The organism is Pseudomonas sp. MM227 (assembly GCF_947090715.1).
Taxonomy (GTDB): domain Bacteria; phylum Pseudomonadota; class Gammaproteobacteria; order Pseudomonadales; family Pseudomonadaceae; genus Aquipseudomonas; species Aquipseudomonas baltica.
The window spans coordinates 2,359,948-2,377,227 of sequence record NZ_OX352319.1; the positions used below are offsets into that span (position 1 = coordinate 2,359,948).

General features: G+C 58.2%; 15 protein-coding genes. 13 read left to right on the forward strand and 2 right to left on the reverse strand.

All coding sequences use genetic code 11. The annotated features are described in order from the left end of the window. Nucleotides 1–194 precede the first annotated feature (194 nt). Together ONG87_RS10640 and ONG87_RS10645 are read left to right on the forward strand one after the other, a co-directional pair. Nucleotides 195–632 carry a cupin domain-containing protein gene (locus tag ONG87_RS10640; protein ID WP_264382853.1) on the forward strand — a complete coding sequence of 146 codons (438 nt, stop codon included), beginning with the start codon at nt 195–197 and terminating at the stop codon, nt 630–632. Next, nucleotides 629–1,435, forward strand: coding sequence for a carboxymuconolactone decarboxylase family protein (locus tag ONG87_RS10645; protein ID WP_264381191.1), 807 nt, complete (start codon nt 629–631; stop codon nt 1,433–1,435). Before ONG87_RS10640 ends, ONG87_RS10645 begins: the two co-directional genes overlap by 4 nt. A gap of 212 nt (nt 1,436–1,647) precedes the next feature. On the opposite strand, the gene ONG87_RS10650 is transcribed toward ONG87_RS10645, so the two are convergent. Next, on the reverse strand, nt 1,648–2,043 hold the full coding sequence (locus tag ONG87_RS10650; protein WP_192057070.1) for a DUF1330 domain-containing protein: 396 nt from the start codon (nt 2,041–2,043) through the stop codon (nt 1,648–1,650). Between the two features lie 807 nt (nt 2,044–2,850). Between ONG87_RS10650 and paoA the strand changes: the two genes are divergently transcribed. The 8 genes from paoA (at nt 2,851) to ONG87_RS10690 (ending at nt 12,835) form a co-directional block, all read left to right on the forward strand. Beyond that, entirely contained in the window at nt 2,851–3,519 is a 669-nt protein-coding gene (paoA, locus tag ONG87_RS10655) for an aldehyde dehydrogenase iron-sulfur subunit PaoA (RefSeq protein WP_185793322.1), read from the forward strand. Next, the gene (locus tag ONG87_RS10660) at nt 3,516–4,496 is read left to right on the forward strand and encodes a xanthine dehydrogenase family protein subunit M (protein ID WP_192137155.1); all 981 of its coding nucleotides are present in this window, start codon (nt 3,516–3,518) and stop codon (nt 4,494–4,496) included. Before paoA ends, ONG87_RS10660 begins: the two co-directional genes overlap by 4 nt. 15 nt (nt 4,497–4,511) lie before the next feature. Continuing rightward, entirely contained in the window at nt 4,512–6,722 is a 2,211-nt protein-coding gene (gene paoC, locus ONG87_RS10665) for an aldehyde oxidoreductase molybdenum-binding subunit PaoC (protein WP_264381192.1), read from the forward strand. Nucleotides 6,723–6,750: 28 nt separating this feature from the next. Continuing rightward, the gene (locus ONG87_RS10670) at nt 6,751–7,665 is read left to right on the forward strand and encodes a LysR family transcriptional regulator (protein ID WP_122478024.1); all 915 of its coding nucleotides are present in this window, start codon (nt 6,751–6,753) and stop codon (nt 7,663–7,665) included. Between the two features lie 355 nt (nt 7,666–8,020). Continuing rightward, complete coding sequence (locus tag ONG87_RS10675; RefSeq protein WP_264381193.1) at nt 8,021–9,181, forward strand: acyltransferase; 1,161 nt, start codon at nt 8,021–8,023, stop codon at nt 9,179–9,181. 80 nt (nt 9,182–9,261) lie between these two features. Beyond that, nucleotides 9,262–10,161 carry a LysR family transcriptional regulator gene (locus tag ONG87_RS10680; protein ID WP_122478021.1) on the forward strand — a complete coding sequence of 300 codons (900 nt, stop codon included), beginning with the start codon at nt 9,262–9,264 and terminating at the stop codon, nt 10,159–10,161. 296 nt (nt 10,162–10,457) lie between these two features. Beyond that, on the forward strand, nt 10,458–11,768 hold the full coding sequence (locus tag ONG87_RS10685; RefSeq protein WP_122478019.1) for an MFS transporter: 1,311 nt from the start codon (nt 10,458–10,460) through the stop codon (nt 11,766–11,768). 83 nt (nt 11,769–11,851) lie between these two features. Continuing rightward, nucleotides 11,852–12,835, forward strand: coding sequence for a M14 family metallopeptidase (locus ONG87_RS10690; RefSeq protein ID WP_122478018.1), 984 nt, complete (start codon nt 11,852–11,854; stop codon nt 12,833–12,835). Between the two features lie 5 nt (nt 12,836–12,840). Here ONG87_RS10690 and ONG87_RS10695 read toward each other — a convergent pair whose 3' ends face one another. Continuing rightward, complete coding sequence (locus ONG87_RS10695) at nt 12,841–13,473, reverse strand: dTMP kinase (RefSeq protein WP_264381194.1); 633 nt, start codon at nt 13,471–13,473, stop codon at nt 12,841–12,843. 338 nt (nt 13,474–13,811) lie between these two features. Here ONG87_RS10695 and ONG87_RS10700 point away from each other — a divergent pair, with 338 nt between their 5' ends. From ONG87_RS10700 to ONG87_RS10710, 3 genes are read left to right on the forward strand one after another with little or no spacing between them, the layout of a single operon-like run. Beyond that, entirely contained in the window at nt 13,812–14,738 is a 927-nt protein-coding gene (locus ONG87_RS10700) for a homocysteine S-methyltransferase family protein (RefSeq protein ID WP_264381195.1), read from the forward strand. Continuing rightward, nucleotides 14,731–16,278: an ABC transporter substrate-binding protein gene (locus ONG87_RS10705; protein ID WP_264381196.1), complete on the forward strand. Its 1,548-nt coding sequence runs from the start codon at nt 14,731–14,733 to the stop codon at nt 16,276–16,278. The genes ONG87_RS10700 and ONG87_RS10705 overlap by 8 nt, the downstream gene beginning before the upstream one ends. Before the next feature lie 5 nt (nt 16,279–16,283). Beyond that, nucleotides 16,284–17,279, forward strand: a complete 996-nt coding sequence (locus ONG87_RS10710) for an ABC transporter permease (protein ID WP_192057062.1) — start codon at nt 16,284–16,286, stop codon at nt 17,277–17,279. The last annotated feature ends 1 nt before the right edge of the window (nt 17,280 follow it).

Below are 17,280 nucleotides of genomic sequence, written 5' to 3' on the forward strand. Positions count from 1 at the left end.
ACTGCTGAGCTCGGCTCACTGGATCATGTTGGTTTTGGTGGTAGTACAGAAGGCAATGCTGATCTAGCTTGTGCGCTTGAACGCCCACTAGCAGGAGCTTGTCTATGAGAGGATTTATCAAGACGTCTTCGTTGGCCGTAGTGATGTGTACCGCCATCTCTGCTCATAGCGCCGAGATTCCAAACGATCAGGTAATGGCCGTCACCCGAAATGGTGAACAACCTTCGATGATGGCCGTCACCCGAAATGGTGAACAACCTTCGATGATGGGAGCGCCAGCCAACTTTGTTGGAAACGCGCGCATCGACCCTCTCTTTCCGGCACGCGCACCCTCGACTGTCTCGGCAGGCGCAGTCATTTTCCAGCCCGGAGCACGAGCAGCCTGGCATACCCACCCCAAAGGCCAAACCTTGATAGTCACGGCGGGTACCGGCTGGGTACAACAGGTAGGCGGAGAGAAGATCGTTATCAAACCAGGCGACGTCATCTGGACACCGCCCGGCGTCAAACATTGGCATGGGGCTACCGCGATTACAGGGATGACTCATATGGCCATCCAGGAAGCTGTCGACGGGAAAAACGTCGAGTGGATGGAACTGGTCAGCGAAGCGCAGTACGAGGCTTCCCGATGAGCTGGGCAAAAGCAGGCGTCGCCTGCCTGACCCTATTACTGGTCGCGTGCTCGACCAAAGACCCCATGTCCGCACATCGCTCTCCGGAAGTGCCGACTCTTGAGGACATGCGTGCAGTATCTCCCGCGCTGGCTCATAACACTGAGATCACCCTCCTGGGTGAGGTGTGGAAACGCCCGGGCTTATCGCCCCGCGATCGCAGCCTAACCACACTGGCGGTGCTGATTTCCAAGCAGCAAACGGTCGAGTTGGCGTATCACCTGAATCTGGCACTGGACAACGGCGTCAAGCCTTCGGAGATTTCCGAAGTCATCAACCACCTGGCGTTCTATACCGGTTGGGGCAACGCAACCGCTACGATTCTTGTCACCAAAGAGGTATTCACCCGGCGCGGGATCACGCCGGATCAATTGCCGCCTGCCTCACCTCCCCTACTCGCTATCGACCAGGCTTCCGAAAAGGTTCGTACGGCGTATGTCGATAAGAATGTAGGGCCTGTGTCTGCGGGTCTTGTTCATTACACCAGCGCTTCTCTGTTCCACGACTTGTGGTTGCGCCCAGGCCTGGCCCCACGTGATCGAAGCCTCGTCACCGTAAGCGCCCTGATCGCCACGGGACAAGTCGCTCAGCTGGCCGCTCATCTCAATCGCGCGATGGATAACGGACTGACGCAGGCTCAAGCCTCGGAAATGTTGACTCAGTTGGCCTTCTACGCCGGGTGGCCCAACGTGTTCACCGCCGTGCCGGTAGTGCATGAGGTGTTCACGAGCCGACAAAAACCTCAGATGCAAAGGGATGGGTAAAGATAGCTGGTCGGGGCTTGCGAACGTGGGCCGCCGTAAAATGATACTGGAAGGCGGAGCGTTGTAGCGGCGCCTTTTTGTAGCCTACGGCAGATTTAGTCCTGCAGTGTCTGCCACGCAAAAGCAGTCATGTGGCTTTAGTATTACTTCCTTCCCCAGCGGCCGCGTTGAACACGAGTGGCTGCTCACGCGGCGCCTGGGTTAGGAGTGAGTTATTGGGCTGGGACTCCCTCAATCAAGTAAACATCTGTGTTAGCTGATCGCTGGCGGATTTTCCTGAGTTCGGTGTACTCCGCAGAGTTGTACCAAGCCTGGGCCTTTTCGATGCTTTCAAATTCGATAACAACGCGTCGCCGCTTCGGCGCTACACCCTCAAGCGAAATAGTCTTGCCGCCACGCACGACGAAGTGCCCGCCATAGGGTTTGAAGGTGGCTTCAACCCCTGCGCTGTAAGGCTTCATACCTTCTGGATTGGTAATTTCAAACTCGCCGACATAGTAGGCCGGGGCATGTGCGTACGAAGCCTCAGACGCCATTACCTGAAAACTATTCATTGAGACAAACGCAAGACCCGCTGCTGCAAGCGCCATCACTCTTAAACTCTTCATCACATTTCCCCCATTTGAAAAAACTTGGCTCTGCGCACGACTCCCTAATGACCCGTCAGTTCGAACAGATCTATCATCGACCCGGCTGAATGCTGAGTTAAACCGGGAAGGTCTCGATCAACTCTTTAGACAGGATCATCGACTGAGTCGTTTTCACGTATTCTTGAAAATGCGGTGAAGCAATATGGCTTTGATATGCCGCTCCATCCGATTAGATTGCAAAGAAATGGAGCCTATTCGGGTGTCCTTTTTCTGCAACTGAGTAGAGAGTCAGCACACCCAGTTTAAGACGGACGGAGTCGGCCATTTCCTCTTTGACGGCAACTTGACAAGCCGCCAGTTGAGAAGGATCGATGACAAGCTGCGCAATACGCACAATTTGCTCAGAAGGTAGTGCGGCAACCGCTGATCCCACCCAAACACCACTAAAAAAACATGGCCTTGAGGATTGATATTCGCATTTATACTTCTCTGATGAAGGACTGCGAAGCCTTGCCTCAGCCATCGCTCACGATTGTCCCTGATTAAACCAGATAACCGTTAGGAGTGGTCAAGCCGCGGCCGGCAGCTGTATTCAATCCCCGATACCTTAATACCCGCCAATTCAGGGCCTTTGTGGACATTACTGAGCGCTACTCATGGATTCATTCTTAAAATCGCAGTTATCAGCTGGAACGCAGTGCCATAGGCTCTAGTCATGAAAATACGGCACTGCGTGCCGTCATTGCCCTCACATCAGACGTGCGCCGGTAAGTCATCAGTAACTGATACCCGCTTATGCCACACACATTGCGATCGGAGACGTTCATGAACCCCGAAAATCCCACCGCATCCGGAGCGGGAATAGAGATGTCCCGCCGACAAGTGCTCATTGGCACCGCAGGCACTGCGGTCACTGCGGTTTTGGCAAAGGTCGATCACGCCCAAGCGACCGCCAATATCAAATCGACAGCGCAAACTCCGCCAGTCAGTCATGTGACGTTTACCCTCAACGGGCGGCGAGTTGCCCTGGATGTCGACAACCGCACCACGCTTCTGGACGCCCTTCGAGAAAGGCTGCATCTGACGGGCAGCAAGAAAGGCTGTGACCACGGCCAGTGCGGCGCCTGTACGGTGATCGTTGAGGGTCGACGAATCAACGCGTGCCTGACACTTGCGGTCATGCACGAAGGCGACAGCATCACCACCATTGAAGGCCTCGGTACCCCGGACAACCTGCACCCACTGCAAGCAGCGTTCATCAAGCATGACGGATACCAGTGCGGGTACTGCACGCCTGGCCAGATCTGCTCGGCAGTCGCGATGCTTGAAGAAATAAAAGCCGGCATACCCAGTCACGTCAGCGGTGATCTGATTGCCAAGAGCCAAGTCAGCGCCGTCGAAATCCGGGAGCGCATGAGTGGGAATATCTGCCGTTGCGGTGCGTACTCCAACATCGTCGACGCCATCCAGGAATCAGCAGGAGGCGAGGCATGAAGTCCTTCACGTACGAACGCGCCGCATCTATGCAGCAAGCGGTTAACGCTTGCGTAAGCCACGAGGGAGCCCGATTCATCGCCGGTGGTACCAATTTGCTCGATCTGATGAAACTGGAGATCGAGACCCCGCAGCATCTGATTGATGTAAACGGATTGGCGCTCGACAAAATCACCGCGACGAACGAAGGCGGGCTAAGGATTGGCGCCATGGTGCGCAACACTGATCTGGCGGCTGCGCCACAGGTGCGTCGAGACTATGCCGTCCTCTCCAGGGCGCTGCTTGCCGGCGCGTCAGGACAATTGCGCAACAAAGCCACGACGGCAGGCAATCTGTTACAGCGCACCCGGTGTGCGTACTTCTACGACACTAATCAGCCCTGCAACAAGCGTCGCCCGGGAACTGGCTGCTCTGCAATGGGCGGTGCCAGTCGGCAACAAGCGGTCATAGGTGTCAGCGATGCCTGCATTGCCAGCCATCCCAGCGACATGGCGGTGGCGATGCGAGCATTGGGCGCCAAGGTAGAAACACTCAATTCAGACGGTCACGTCAGAACGATTGAGATCGACCACCTCTACAGTGCCCCAGGGAGCACCCCTCATATCGAAAACGTCCTTGGGCCAGGCGAGCTGATTACCGCTGTGACCTTGCCCAAGCCTGTTGGCGGCGAGCACATCTACTACAAGGTTCGTGACCGTGCGTCTTATGCGTTTGCGCTGGTTTCAGTCGCTGCGATCGTGCTGCCCGATGGGACGGGGCAACTAGCCCTTGGGGGTGTCTCATACAAGCCCTGGCGAAGTGAAGCGGCCGACGCTTTTCTGCCTGACGGCGCTAAAGCCGTAGCAACACACTTGCTGGCTGGCGCTAATCCAACTACCCAAAACGCTTTCAAAATCAAACTGGCGGAACGGACGATCGGTCTGGCTTTGTCCAGTTCGTCTTCTTCACAACGGCCTCGCACGGCTGCGGTCGATTGACCAGGAGTATGCCTAATGAAGTTTGATACGCCCGCGAGCACAAACCCGATAGATCAGATGAAGGTGATCGGTCAGCCAAAGGATCGTGTTGAGGGCAAACTGAAGACGACCGGCACAGCCACCTATGCTTACGAACAACGAGCCGCACTAAGCCCTCCCGCCTACGGCTATGTTGTCGGCTCGGCAATCGGCAAAGGTCGGATATCGTCTATCGATTCAAGCGAGGCACGGCAAGCCAGCGGTGTCATCGCCATCGTCACCCACGAAAATGCAGGTCAATTGGACAGGGGTGAATTTTACGTTGATCGGGCACTTGCCGGGCCGAAAGTCGATCACTATCACCAAGCCGTAGCAATCGTCGTGGCAGAGACGTTCGAACAAGCCAGGGCGGCTTCGGCATTGCTGAGGGTCTACTACGTCAGAGAAACTGGCGCCTACGACCTCTCAGCACAGCGAGCGTCTGCCACTACGCCAGCGGCGGGCGCGTTTGGCCCTCCCCCACACACTGAGATCGGGGATTTTGAAGGCGCATTTACGCAGGCCGCAGTGACACTCGACGGCCATTACACCACTCCGGATCATGCGCACGCGATGATGGAACCTCACGCTACCATTGCTCAATGGCAGGGTGACAAACTGACGCTTTGGACGTCGATCCAACAGATGAATTGGGGCGTCAGAGACCTGGCTAAAACACTGGGGATTCCCAAAGGGAACATTCACCTCATTTCGCCCTACATCGGCGGCGGCTTTGGCGGCAAAGGTACTATCTTGTGCGACGCGGTATTGGCATCTCTTGCCTCGAAAGAGGCTGGACGCCCGGTGAAGGTCGCACTTCCCCGACCGCTTATGTTCAACAACCTGACCCATAGGCCTGCGACGATTCAAAGAATCAGGCTCGGTGCCAACTCCGACGGCAAGCTCACTGCCGTTGGTCATGAGAGCTGGTCGGGCAATCTGCGAGGTGGGCGCACTGAAGCCGCCACCGCATCGACCCGAACATTGTATGCGGGTGCTAACCGCATGACCCGCCTCTATCTTTCCCAACTCGACCTTGCTGAAGGGAGCGCCATGCGTGCGCCCGGTGAAGCGCCGGGCATGATGGCTCTGGAGATTGCCATGGACGAGATGGCAGAGAAACTGGGGATGGATCCCGTAAGATTTCGTGTTATCAACGACACCCAAGTAGATCCCGAGCAGCCGGATCGCCGGTTCTCTCAACGCCAGTTAGTAGAGTGCCTGAATAAGGGGGCTGATCATTTCGGCTGGGCGCGACGTAACACCCATCCGGCCAAAGAACTCCGTGACGGATGGTGGGTTGGCTTGGGAATGGCCTCCGCGATCCGAGGTGCACCTACGACAAAGTCCGCTGCTCGAGTCCGGCTTGACCGCGAAGGCATAGTCACCGTCGAAACTGACATGACCGACATCGGCACCGGCTCTTACACGATTATTGCCCAGACTGCTGCGGAAATGATGGGCGTGGATATGGACAAGGTAAACGTAAACTTGGGCGACTCGCACTTCCCGGAATCATCCGGTTCGGGCGGTCAATGGGGCGCTGCCTCATCTACGGCAGGCGTCTACGCTGCTTGTGTGAAGCTCAGGGAAGCCGTTTCGATGAAGCTGGGCCTTGATCCGACCCTCACCGAATTTGTCGCTGGCCACGTTCGTCAAGGGTCGATAAGTCTGCCATTGACCACTGCGACAAAGAACGGCGAGCTGGTGTCCGAAGACTTCATGGAGTTTGGCGACCTCGCCAAGGAGTACGCTCAGCAAACTTTTGGCGCCCATTTCGTTGAGGTTGGAGTAAATGCTGCCACTGGCGAGATCCGTATTCGTCGTCAACTGGCAGTGTGCGCAGCGGGCAGGATACTCAATCCAAAAACGGCACGAAGTCAGATCATCGGGGGAATGACCATGGGCGCCGGTGCTGCGCTCATGGAGGAAATGGTCGTGGATCATCGCCTAGGTTTTTTTGTTAATCACGATCTGGCCAGCTATGAAGTGCCGGTACATGCCGACATCCCCCATCAGGAGGTTATTTTCCTGGATGAGGTTGATCCCTATGCCACGCCGTTGAAGGCTAAAGGCGTCGGCGAGCTAGGTATTTCTGGCGCCGCTGCGGCGATTGCCAACGCTATCTATAACGCGACCGGCATTAGAGTCCGTGACTATCCCATTACGCTCGATAAGCTGATTGACCACTTGCCGGAAGTCGGCTGACCTTAACGCTTTACCATCGGAGTCATCAATGCAGCTGAGCCGCACGAACCTGGCAGATATCATTTATTTCCTTGCCATCGCTCGGCACCAGAGCTTCAGGAAAGCTGGGCTGGACGTGGGGATCAGCGCGTCTGCGCTAAGCCATGCCATGAAAGGGCTAGAGACACGGTTGGGCGTTCGACTGCTTAACCGCACAACACGAAGCGTGACGCTTACGGCAGCTGGCGAAGAGCTGCAGGGCCTCATCAGCGCGCCGGTAAATGATATCGGTCAGGCGCTGGAGGCCCTGAACCGGCTGCGCGACGAGCCTGCCGGACGCATCAGACTAAACGTCTTGAGCGACGGCGCGAAACTCATCCTCGGCCCGGTCCTCCCAGTCTTCGTTGATCGCTATCCGGATATAGAGGTTGACCTCACCGTCACGAATCGAATGGTAGATGTCATTGGTGACGGCCATGATGCGGGGATACGTTACGGCGGGACGGTGCCCGAAGACATGATCGCCCAGCGACTCTCTCCCGATGTCGCTTGGGCCGTCGTTGGCGCGCCGGATTACCTGCAGCGTTTCGGAATTCCGATGCATCCGGACGACCTGCACCATCATCGGTGTCTGCGTGTGCGCCTGGGCAATGCACGCATCTACCACTGGCAGTTCTCGAAAGGCGGTCAGCAGATGGAGATAGATGTGCCGGGGCCCATCACTATTGATGAGGGTCGCGTCGGTGTGGCGATGGCTATGCGCGGCGTAGGCTTGATGTACGTCCCGCAGAAGGTAGTCGAGCGGCAGATTGCGGAAGGATCTCTGCAGCGGGTCCTTGTGGATTGGACTCACTATGACCCAGGCTTTCACATTTACTACTCAAGTTTCAGACAGATACCTGTTGGTCTGCGCCTGCTCATTGACCTCATACGTGAGCTTGAGCCGATGGGGCCACTCCCCTAGCCGCTACTCGTTGATCCATAGAGGATAAGTCGTGCTTGATACTCGACGAAAGCTCTTGGAGGTCACTGACTGCTTGTACCGACTCTTAAGCTATACAGGGATCTACTTCTCCACAAAATGACTGACACAGGTTGGGCAAAGCATTGATTCAGGAGCATCCAGAAGAACGGCGGCCTGCTCAATCCCAAGAAGGCGCTGTTGGTCAGATCCATACTTTTTACCTGGCCTATAGAATCGACCAAATTGCCCTTGTGCCTACCGATGACTTGCTTTAGCTTAGCTCGTGTGATGGCTACGGGCCATGCCTCTTCGGCATGACACCGGGTAGCAATACTTACAACGCCCTGGACTACCCATGAAAAGATTTGTCGTACTCGACAGTTTCCGCGGCCTCTGCGCGGTTGCCGTCGTGCTGTTCCACACTTACGTGGTGCAAAGCATTGCCGAACTCGAGTTTTTCAAGAACGCCTTCCTGCTTGTGGAGTTCTTTTTTATCCTCAGTGGTTTTGTCTTGTTTCACACCTATGGCCAGCGTTTGAACAACGCGACCGATTATAAAAATTTCTTCATCAGTCGTACGGCTCGCCTGTATCCCCTGCACCTGACCATGTTGGGCGTTTACCTGGTGCTGGAAATGGGTCGCTCGCTGGCTGAGAGGAAGGGCTTCAGTTTCAACGAACCGGCGTTCAGCGGCGCCACGTCGATGGACGAATTTCTGCCCAACCTGCTCCTGCTGCAATCCTGGCTGAACAGCGCCATGACCGGCTCGTTCAATTACCCCTCCTGGAGTATCAGCATCGAGTACTACCTGTACTTGATATTTGGCGTCATGGCAGTGCTGGCGCGCACCAGCAAGGTCAAGGTCTTCGCAATGGTGTCTCTGGCGGCCTTCATCACCTTGTGGAATGGTGAATCCTGGCTGAAGCTGGAAATCTTCCGCGGCGCTTCGTGCTTCTTCGCCGGTGCATGCCTGTACGTGCTCTACGATCGCATCAAGGACCTGGACCTGGACGCCGTGGACTTCAATCTGCTGGAGATTGCCCTGGTGCTGGGCAGCTATCGTCTGCTGGTGTCGAACATCGATCACAAGGGCGTGTATGCCAGCCTGCTGTTCTGTGTCTTGATTCTGGTATTTGCGTTCGAGCGCGGCGTGATCTCGCGACTGCTGCACCAGCGCTTCTTCCTCTGGCTGGGCGCCCTGTCGTTCTCCATCTACTTGACCCACGCCGCCATTCTGTTTGTTTTCAAGAGCGCCGTGATCGTGCTGTCGAAAGTGCTGCACACCGACCTGACAGAGACCCTGCAGGGCCATGACATGCCCAACATGGTCAAGTACATCTCGACCCACAGCATATGGCTCGACAACGGCATCGTCGTCTTGCAGTTGGCGGCGGTACTGCTGGTCTCGACATTGACCTACAAGTATGTCGAGATGCCGGGCGTGCAATTGGGCAAGCGACTCACTCGCCGCAAAGGCGCAACACCTGGCCCTACCCTGCAAGGCACCGTGCAGTAACTTTGCAAGCAGCCTCACGCCATCCCTTTGGGGTGGCGTGTTGCAGCCCGCGGTCGCTCTTGACGCCATGAGGAGCATCGATGCAACTGGAATGGCTGGAAGACTTCATCGAACTGGCGCGCACTCGCAGCCTGTCGCGGGCCGCCGAGATACGCTGTGTGACCCATCCCGCTTTCGGTCGACGCATCCGTGCTTTGGAAGATTGGGTTGGCGTCCCCCTGATCGAACGCAAACAGCCATTGTCCCTCACCCCCGCCGGCCTATTGTTTCTGGACGCGGCGAGCCAATCGATGGAGCTGCTGCTGGCAGCCCGTGCGCAGTTCCAGACCATCGGTCTCAACCGTGACCAGCCACTGCGCATCGCCACCGGACGCACCCTGGCACGTGTGTTTTTTCCCGACTGGTACCAGTCGCTGCACCAGCGCTTCGGCGCGTTCCCCGTATCACTGGTTACCGGCGGCGCCCAAGAAGCCATCCTCAAGCTGACCGCCGGCGAGGTCGACTTGCAACTCATCTACTCCAGCCCCCTGACGCGAATTCTGGTGGACGCCGAACGCTTTGATTCCAAGGTGCTCGCGCAGGAACAACTTGTACCGGTAAGCGCTCCCGATGAGAGCGGCCAGCCGCGATTCGCCATCGGTCCGGACAGCGACGACTCCAGCATCGCATGGTTGGGCTTGTCGCCCTCGTTGTCACTGCGTGGCGTGCTGGCTCAGCACCTGGCCAAGCTGCCGCAGCGCCTGGCACTGCGCATGATCTACCAAGCCGACTCCTATGAGGCGATTCTAGAAATGGCCAAGCGCGGTTCCGGGCTCGCCTGGCTGCCTGGCATGGTGGTCAAGGATGCATTGACTGCTGGCGAGCTGGTGCTCGCGGGGGGCAGCGAACTGCACATCCCGTTCGACGTTTCGTTGCATCGACTGCGCGCCAATCGAAGCGAACAGGTGATGCGCATCTGGGAAGGCCTGGATCCGGTTTGAGTCGCCCATTGCGCGCACTGTTACGGCGCATTAACAAAAAACACCGGCCCTGAGGCAAGTCTGTCACATCCGCGATTACGAGCCCGTGCCGGATAGGCTCGGGCTTGTGCCCAATCAGCAATTGTCCGCGACGCAACGTTGATTCACCTTGGTCTCGGGCCAGGTAGCCACGAAGGCGCAGACCTTCCACCGCTGCCCGGTCGTTTTCACCCATAACAATGATTGCCATCGTGTCCACCAACTGCCTGTGCCCGGTGGACGGATCAATAATCGTGAAACGAACCCGGAAACCACCCATGAGTACAGCCTCGACCACTCTGCACGCGACCCCGGCCACTACCCGGCGCGGGCCATGGAAAGAGATCATTGCCGCCAGCTTCGGCAACGCCCTGGAATTCTATGACCTGCTGATCTACGGCTACTTCGCCGTGGTGATCGGCAAACTGTTCTTCCCGTCCGACAACGAGACCACCTCCCTGCTGCTCGCGGTGGGCTCGTTCGGCATCTCGTTCCTAATGCGTCCACTGGGCGCCATCGTGCTGGGGTCCTACGCCGACCGCGCGGGGCGCAAAGCATCGTTGACGATGTCGATCCTGATCATGCTGATTGGCACCGCCATGATCACCTTTACCCCCTCCTACCAACAGATAGGTGTCGCCGCGCCGTTGCTGATCATCGTCGCGCGCATGCTTCAAGGCTTTTCCACCGGCGGAGAGTTCGGCGCCGCCACAGCTTTCATGGTCGAGCATGCCGACCCCAGCCGCCGAGGCTTCTTCGCCAGTTGGCAGTTGGCGACTCAAGGTCTTGCCACCGTGCTGGCGGCGGGCGTCAGTGCTCTGCTCAGCTACCTGCTCAGCGATGTGCAGTTGAACGACTGGGGCTGGCGCGTGGCATTCGGGGTCGGCTTGTTGATCGGCCCAGTCGGCTTCTACATTCGGAGCCAGATCGACGAAACCCCTGATTTTCAGAAAGTCGCCGCCAAGGGCGAAGCCAAGACCCCGCTGCGCGACGTACTGGTCAAGGGCCGTACCAGCCTTTTGCTGTCCATTGGCGTGGTGGCTGGCGCAACGGCGTTCAACTACGTACACAAGCTGTATATGCCCACCTACGCCCTGAAACAACTGCAGATTACTGCCACCTCCTCCTATCTGGGCGCGCTGGTCACTGGTGTGATGTTGATGTTCATGGCGCCGGTGTTCGGCAGCCTGTCGGACCGCTTTGGTCGCTTCCGCGTGCTCACTCTGGCGCTGTTGATCACCGGACTGTCGTCCTATCCGATGTTCGTCTGGCTGAATCTGTACCCCAGCGTCACGACCCTGCTGATGGTGCAAGCAGTGGTGGGGATCTTGATCGCCGCCTGCCTGGGGCCGATCCCGGCGATGCTCGCCGACATTTTCCCAACCAGCATCCGCGGCACCGGACTCGCGCTGAGCTACAACTTTTCCGTGACCCTGTTCGGTGGTTTCGCTCCGCTGATCGTGACGTGGATGATCGACGTTACCGGCAGCAAACTCGCGCCCAGCTTCTATGTGGTGGCCACCTCGCTGGTCAGCGTGATTGCGGTGATCGTTCTGGGTAGACGCATGCGTAATCATCGCCCCACCTGAGCCGTGTGCTTGCAAAAACTCAATACCCTGACATCCACGCTGCCCTTTACTGCCAAAACACCTTTTGTCCGCAGGAGACCTGCATGAAGACCTTGGAACAAGTACGCGCTACCCTGACCCCCTACCCCATCGAGGTGGAATTTCCCGACATTCGCTCATGGCAGGAAGGGAACTGCGGCGTCGATTACGTGCATTCTTTCGACAGCGGCCTGGCCGGCCCTCACGTCATGGTGATGGCGTTGACCCACGGCAACGAGGTCAGCGGCGCGATTGCCTTGGATAGGTTGCTCAAGGATGAAGTGCGCCCGGTGCGCGGTCGCCTGACACTGGCGTTTGGCAACGTCGCCGCCTATCACGCCTTCGACCCGGATGACATCGACGCCACTCGCTATCTCGATGAGGACATGAACCGGGTTTGGTTGCCGAGCAAACTCGATGGACCAGAGGACTCGATCGAACTGCGCCGGGCACGGGAACTACGCCCCATCGTCGATACGGTGGACCTGCTGCTGGATATCCATTCCATGCACGAGGAAGCGCCGCCGATCATGATGTGTGGCGCCCAGACCAAAGGGATGGATTTCGCCGCCACACTGGGTGTTCCGCGAACCGTGGCCGCCGATGCCGGCCACCCAAATGGCCGCCGCCTGCGCGACTACCAGGATTTCGCAGACCCGTTGAGCCAGAAAAATGCCTTGCTGATCGAGACCGGGCAGCACTTCTCCCAACGTAGCTGTGAGGTAGCCATGGACGTAACGGCTCGCTTTCTTGTGACGACGGGGGTGGTGGAGCCAGCAGACATGGCTAACTACATCAGCACGAGTGCGCCGCAAGCCCAGCGCTTCTTGCAGGTTACCGAACCGGTGGTGGCCCGAAGCATGGAGTTCGCTTTCGTCGAGGACTTTCGTGGGTTGGAGTTGATTGGCGAGGCTGGGAGTGTGCTGGCTTGGGATGGCGACCAAGCAGTGGTCACGCCATACGATGATTGTGTGCTGGTGCAACCGTCGCTACGGCATTTGGGCAATGGCGTGACGGTGGTGAGGTTGGCACGTGTGGTCGAGCGGTAGTGGGATCACACGCTCCCTTCCCGCACCGACCCAAGGACCCTGTTGATCGCGGAAACCACCTGCATCGTCGCCTGTTCGAGGCTGCCGTCATTACGGCAGCAAACCCAGCCATGATCTGCAATCGCCCGTTCGAACGCCTGGGTACAAGCGACATGTTCTTGCAAGGTATGGATCACCGTACTGCTGAGTCCGCGCCTTCGTGCTGCTGCCCTCGCCCATGAAATATCCGGGTCTGTAACAACCCCGACATGCAGGTCCGGCACTCGCACGTTTCGATCGATGTTCAGCTGCAGAATGTCTGCGAATGGGACCATCCGGCGAAATGCGGCCTCCGATGGGTACCAGCGATCGATCAGGATGATGCTGTCGCGTGGCTGCCGGGTCAGCACGTGCTGCGAGATCCAGGCCCGGCTCTGGGCAAAGCGCTCACAGATCTCCCACTCCAAGTCCTGACGGGGACTTCTCGCAAGTTGGTTGACCAGGACCATCGTTTCACCCCTGAAGGGATCGCTCTTGCGCTCGCATAACCGGATCACTTTTTTGTCGTCGGCCCTCAATAGTTTAGTTACGGCCTCCAACAACGTGGTTTTACCGGTGCCCTTGGGCCCGTCGAGAGAAACGAATAATGGAAGATTCATTGTTCACGTAACGATTGATATACGGTTCATTTGCTCTCAGATGTCACTGCCCATCATGCCGGGGTGAGTGTCGAAGTCATACTGTTGAATGACTGTTGCTCCGTAAACAGTTGGAAAATATATATCTGAATCAGAGCAGTCTATTCCATTGTGATCGTTGCGATGGCTTTTATAGTGCGATTCAATCTAAGGACGCTGCACTTCGACGCTCGTTTGTCTGGTTGAAAACCCTGAATGGCAAGCTGCGTTCGAATGCGTTCTTCGCGATTGCTCGGTCGTGGGTTTGTGACTGAGTGTCCACTACAACACAGCCATCATTTGGCGCTCTGGTGAATACGATGGCAAAACACATTCAAATCCTCGACGGCGGCATGGGCCGAGAGCTGTCGCGAAACGGCGCACCGTTTCGTCAACCCGAGTGGTCTGCGCTGGCGCTGATCGAAGCCCCGGAATATGTGCGCCAGGCGCATGACGCGTTCATCGCTGCCGGTGCGCAGGTCATTTCCACCAACAGCTATGCCGTGGTGCCCTTCCATATCGGCGAGGCGCGGTTCGAGAACGACGGCATCGCTTTGGCGCAGCTGGCGGGCACCCTCGCCCGTGCCGCTGCCGATGCCAGTCCTCACGCCGTTCGCGTCGCCGGGTCGCTGCCTCCCCCGCTTGGCTCGTACCGCCCGGATCTGTTCGAGCCGGTGCAGGCTGGCAAGGTCCTGCGGGTGCTGATCGACGCGCTGAGCGAGCATGTCGATCTATGGCTGGCAGAGACGCAAAGCTCCATTGCGGAAGTCAGGCTGGTGGCCGAGTTATTGAAAGACGACCCGCGACCACGCTGGTTTTCCTTCACGCTGGATGACGCGCTGGACGCCCAGGGCAAGGCTCGCCTGCGATCTGGCGAAAGCATCACCGACGCCGTGTTGGCGGCAGTCGAACTGGGCGCGGCTTCCGTGCTGTTCAACTGCAGCCCGCCGGAAGTCATGAGCGCTGCCTTGCTCGAGGCTGGCGCACACAGCAGTTTACCGCTCGGCATCTATGCCAATGCCTTCGAACCGTCGGACCATAAACGGGGTGCCAACGTCGGCATCAGCGCACTGCGCCGCGACACCCAGCCGGACAATTACCTGCGCTGGGCGCGTGAGTGGGTCGATCAGGGTGCCAGTATCGTCGGCGGTTGCTGTGGCATCGGTCCGGAACACATTCGCGCACTGTCGACCGCCCTCGCCGGCTCCGACTTCGTACCCGTTGCCCAGGATGCCCTGCATGTTTGATCGTCGCTCGTTCATCAAGGGTACCGGAGCGGCCGCGATGACAGCGGCCATGACCTCCGCCTGGCCGTTGGCCAATGCCTTCGCGCAGGAGCCACAGGCCCCCAGAAAAGGCGGCCACCTGACAATCGGCCTGGACAACGCGTCGACCACAGACCGCCTGGATCCGGCCTTCTGGTTCGAAAGCTGGATGTATTTCACCGGCAGTCAGCTGTTCAATGCTTTGGTGGAAGTCGACGATAGCGGAGCAATCGTGCCTTCACTCGCCGAATCCTGGTCCAGCGATGACGGTGGCCGCAAGTGGGTCCTGAACATCCGCAAAGGCGTGCATTTTCATGATGGACGCGCCTTGAGTGCAAAGGACGTGGTCTGGTCGCTCAACCACCACCGCAACGAGAAGTCGTCCTCCCCGGTCAAGGTCTATCTGGACCCGGTCACGAGCTTGAGAGCCACTGCGGATCACGAGGTCACTGTCACGCTGGCGGAGCCGAACGTCGAGTTCATCGCCTTGCTGTCAGCGGTGCATTTCGTGATCACGGCCGAAAACGAGGCCTTCGAAAAAGCCATCGGCACCGGCGCTTTCATTCTGGAAAGCTTCCAGCCGGGCGTGCGCATGCTGGTCAAGCGCAACCCCAACCACTGGAACCCTTCACGGGGCCATGTCGACTCCGTCGAAACCCTGGCCATGAATGACTCGACAGCCCGGGTCGCGGCGCTGGTCAGTGGTTCCGTGCAGATCATCAATCGGGTCAATCCGCGCATAGTCGGGCGCATCGAAAAGCTGCCCTCGATTCAGCTGGTGCGGGACAAGGACAGTCAGATATTCACCCTGCCCGGCCTGGCCCACGTGGCGCCGTTCGATTCCCTCGATGGGCGTCTGGCACTGAAATACGCGATAGACCGGCAACAGTTGATCGACACGGTCCTGGGCGGGTATGGCTCGCTGGGCAACGACAATCCAGTCTTCCCATCGAACCGGTACTTCGCGCAGGATATTCCCCAGCGACCTTACGACCCTGATCTGGCGCGCTTCCACTGGCAAAAAGCAGGGTTCGCAGGCCCGCTCACGCTCTTCGCGGCAGACGCGGGCTTTCCAGGGGCGGTGGATGCGGCTCAGCTGTATCAACAGTCGGCGCAAAAGGCTGGCATTCCCCTGGGCATCGAACGGGTGCCAAACGACGCATTCTGGACCGATACCTGGCTGAAAAAGCCGTTCTGCACCTCCAATTGGGGGGCACGCCCCACTGCAGATGCATTGCTGTCCATGGTGTTCACCAGCCAGGCCCCCTGGAACGAATCCGCTTGGCGCGTCCCGGCTTTCGATCAGTTGGTGAAAGCGGCGCGTGGCGAAACCGATGAAGACAAACGCCGGCAGATCTACCACGACATCCAGGTGATGCTGGTCGAGCAGAGCAGTGAAATCATCCCGCTGTACGCCGATGCGCTGGCAGCCACGCGCAAGAACGTCAAGGGTTTCACGTCGGTGCCTGGGGTGCCGCTCAGTGGCAACCGAGCCGCCGAGAAAGTCTGGCTGGAAGGATAAAGTCGATGTCGGTGACACTTTCGGTTATCGCTCGCGCGGGGGGGCAAGGCGCGCTGGCAAGCATGATTGCGCGGCGCCTGGCGGTCGGCATGGTCATGCTGCTGGCGACTTCGCTGTTGATTTTCATCGGCCTGAACCTGCTACCGGGCGATACGGCAACCGCAATTCTGGGTCAGTCCGCAACCCCTGCGGCGATCCAGGCCCTGAAGCTGCAACTGGGCCTGGATCAGCCGGCCGGCTGGCGTTATGTGCAGTGGCTGGGTGGGGTGCTGCAAGGTGAGTTCGGCGTCAGCCTGAGCTCTCGGGAAACCATCTCTACGGCCCTCTTGGAACGGCTGCAAAACACCCTGTTCCTGGCAGGCATCACCGCGTTGGTCGCGGTACCGCTGGCGCTGATCATGGGGTTCGTTTCGGTACGTTTCCATGGCGGCTGGGTCGATGGCCTGTTGAGCCTGGCAAGTCGCACCACAGTGGCCTTGCCCGAATTTTTTTCCGGCTACCTGCTGATCTTCATCTTTTCGATGACCCTCGCGTGGTTGCCCAGCAACAGCAGCGTGCAGGCAGGGATGCCGTTCTCGGACCGATTGACAGCCATCGCACTTCCCATGGCCACGCTGGTACTCGCCGTGCTGGGCCACATGAGCAACATGACCCGAGCGGCGCTGCTCAATGCCCAGCGCAGCAGCTACGTCGATACCGCCGTGCTCAAGGGGCTTTCACCCATGCGGGTTTTGTGGCGGCACGTCTTGCCCAATGCCTGGGGCCCGATCATCAACGTCATCGTGTTGAACATGGCCTACCTGATGGTGGGCGTGGTGATCGTGGAAAACGTTTTCGTCTATCCCGGCCTGGGCCAGTACCTGGTCGACAGCATCGGCAAACGGGACGTGCCCGTGGTCCAGGGTTGCGCGCTGGTGCTGGCAGCCATCTACATCCTGCTGAATCTGTTCGCCGACGTGATCGCTTTGTTGACCAACCCCCGTCTACGCCACGGAAAATAAT

What these genes read in the sequence shown, in the direction of transcription:
- ONG87_RS10640 (WP_264382853.1), top strand. Translation starts at nt 195, where the DNA reads ATGGCCGTCACCCGAAATGGTGAACAACCTTCGATGATGGCCGTCACC.
- ONG87_RS10645 (WP_264381191.1), top strand. Translation starts at nt 629, where the DNA reads ATGAGCTGGGCAAAAGCAGGCGTCGCCTGCCTGACCCTATTACTGGTC.
- ONG87_RS10650 (WP_192057070.1), bottom strand. Translation starts at nt 2,043, where the DNA reads ATGAAGAGTTTAAGAGTGATGGCGCTTGCAGCAGCGGGTCTTGCGTTT.
- paoA (WP_185793322.1), top strand. Translation starts at nt 2,851, where the DNA reads ATGAACCCCGAAAATCCCACCGCATCCGGAGCGGGAATAGAGATGTCC.
- ONG87_RS10660 (WP_192137155.1), top strand. Translation starts at nt 3,516, where the DNA reads ATGAAGTCCTTCACGTACGAACGCGCCGCATCTATGCAGCAAGCGGTT.
- paoC (WP_264381192.1), top strand. Translation starts at nt 4,512, where the DNA reads ATGAAGTTTGATACGCCCGCGAGCACAAACCCGATAGATCAGATGAAG.
- ONG87_RS10670 (WP_122478024.1), top strand. Translation starts at nt 6,751, where the DNA reads ATGCAGCTGAGCCGCACGAACCTGGCAGATATCATTTATTTCCTTGCC.
- ONG87_RS10675 (WP_264381193.1), top strand. Translation starts at nt 8,021, where the DNA reads ATGAAAAGATTTGTCGTACTCGACAGTTTCCGCGGCCTCTGCGCGGTT.
- ONG87_RS10680 (WP_122478021.1), top strand. Translation starts at nt 9,262, where the DNA reads ATGCAACTGGAATGGCTGGAAGACTTCATCGAACTGGCGCGCACTCGC.
- ONG87_RS10685 (WP_122478019.1), top strand. Translation starts at nt 10,458, where the DNA reads ATGAGTACAGCCTCGACCACTCTGCACGCGACCCCGGCCACTACCCGG.
- ONG87_RS10690 (WP_122478018.1), top strand. Translation starts at nt 11,852, where the DNA reads ATGAAGACCTTGGAACAAGTACGCGCTACCCTGACCCCCTACCCCATC.
- ONG87_RS10695 (WP_264381194.1), bottom strand. Translation starts at nt 13,473, where the DNA reads ATGAATCTTCCATTATTCGTTTCTCTCGACGGGCCCAAGGGCACCGGT.
- ONG87_RS10700 (WP_264381195.1), top strand. Translation starts at nt 13,812, where the DNA reads ATGGCAAAACACATTCAAATCCTCGACGGCGGCATGGGCCGAGAGCTG.
- ONG87_RS10705 (WP_264381196.1), top strand. Translation starts at nt 14,731, where the DNA reads ATGTTTGATCGTCGCTCGTTCATCAAGGGTACCGGAGCGGCCGCGATG.
- ONG87_RS10710 (WP_192057062.1), top strand. Translation starts at nt 16,284, where the DNA reads ATGTCGGTGACACTTTCGGTTATCGCTCGCGCGGGGGGGCAAGGCGCG.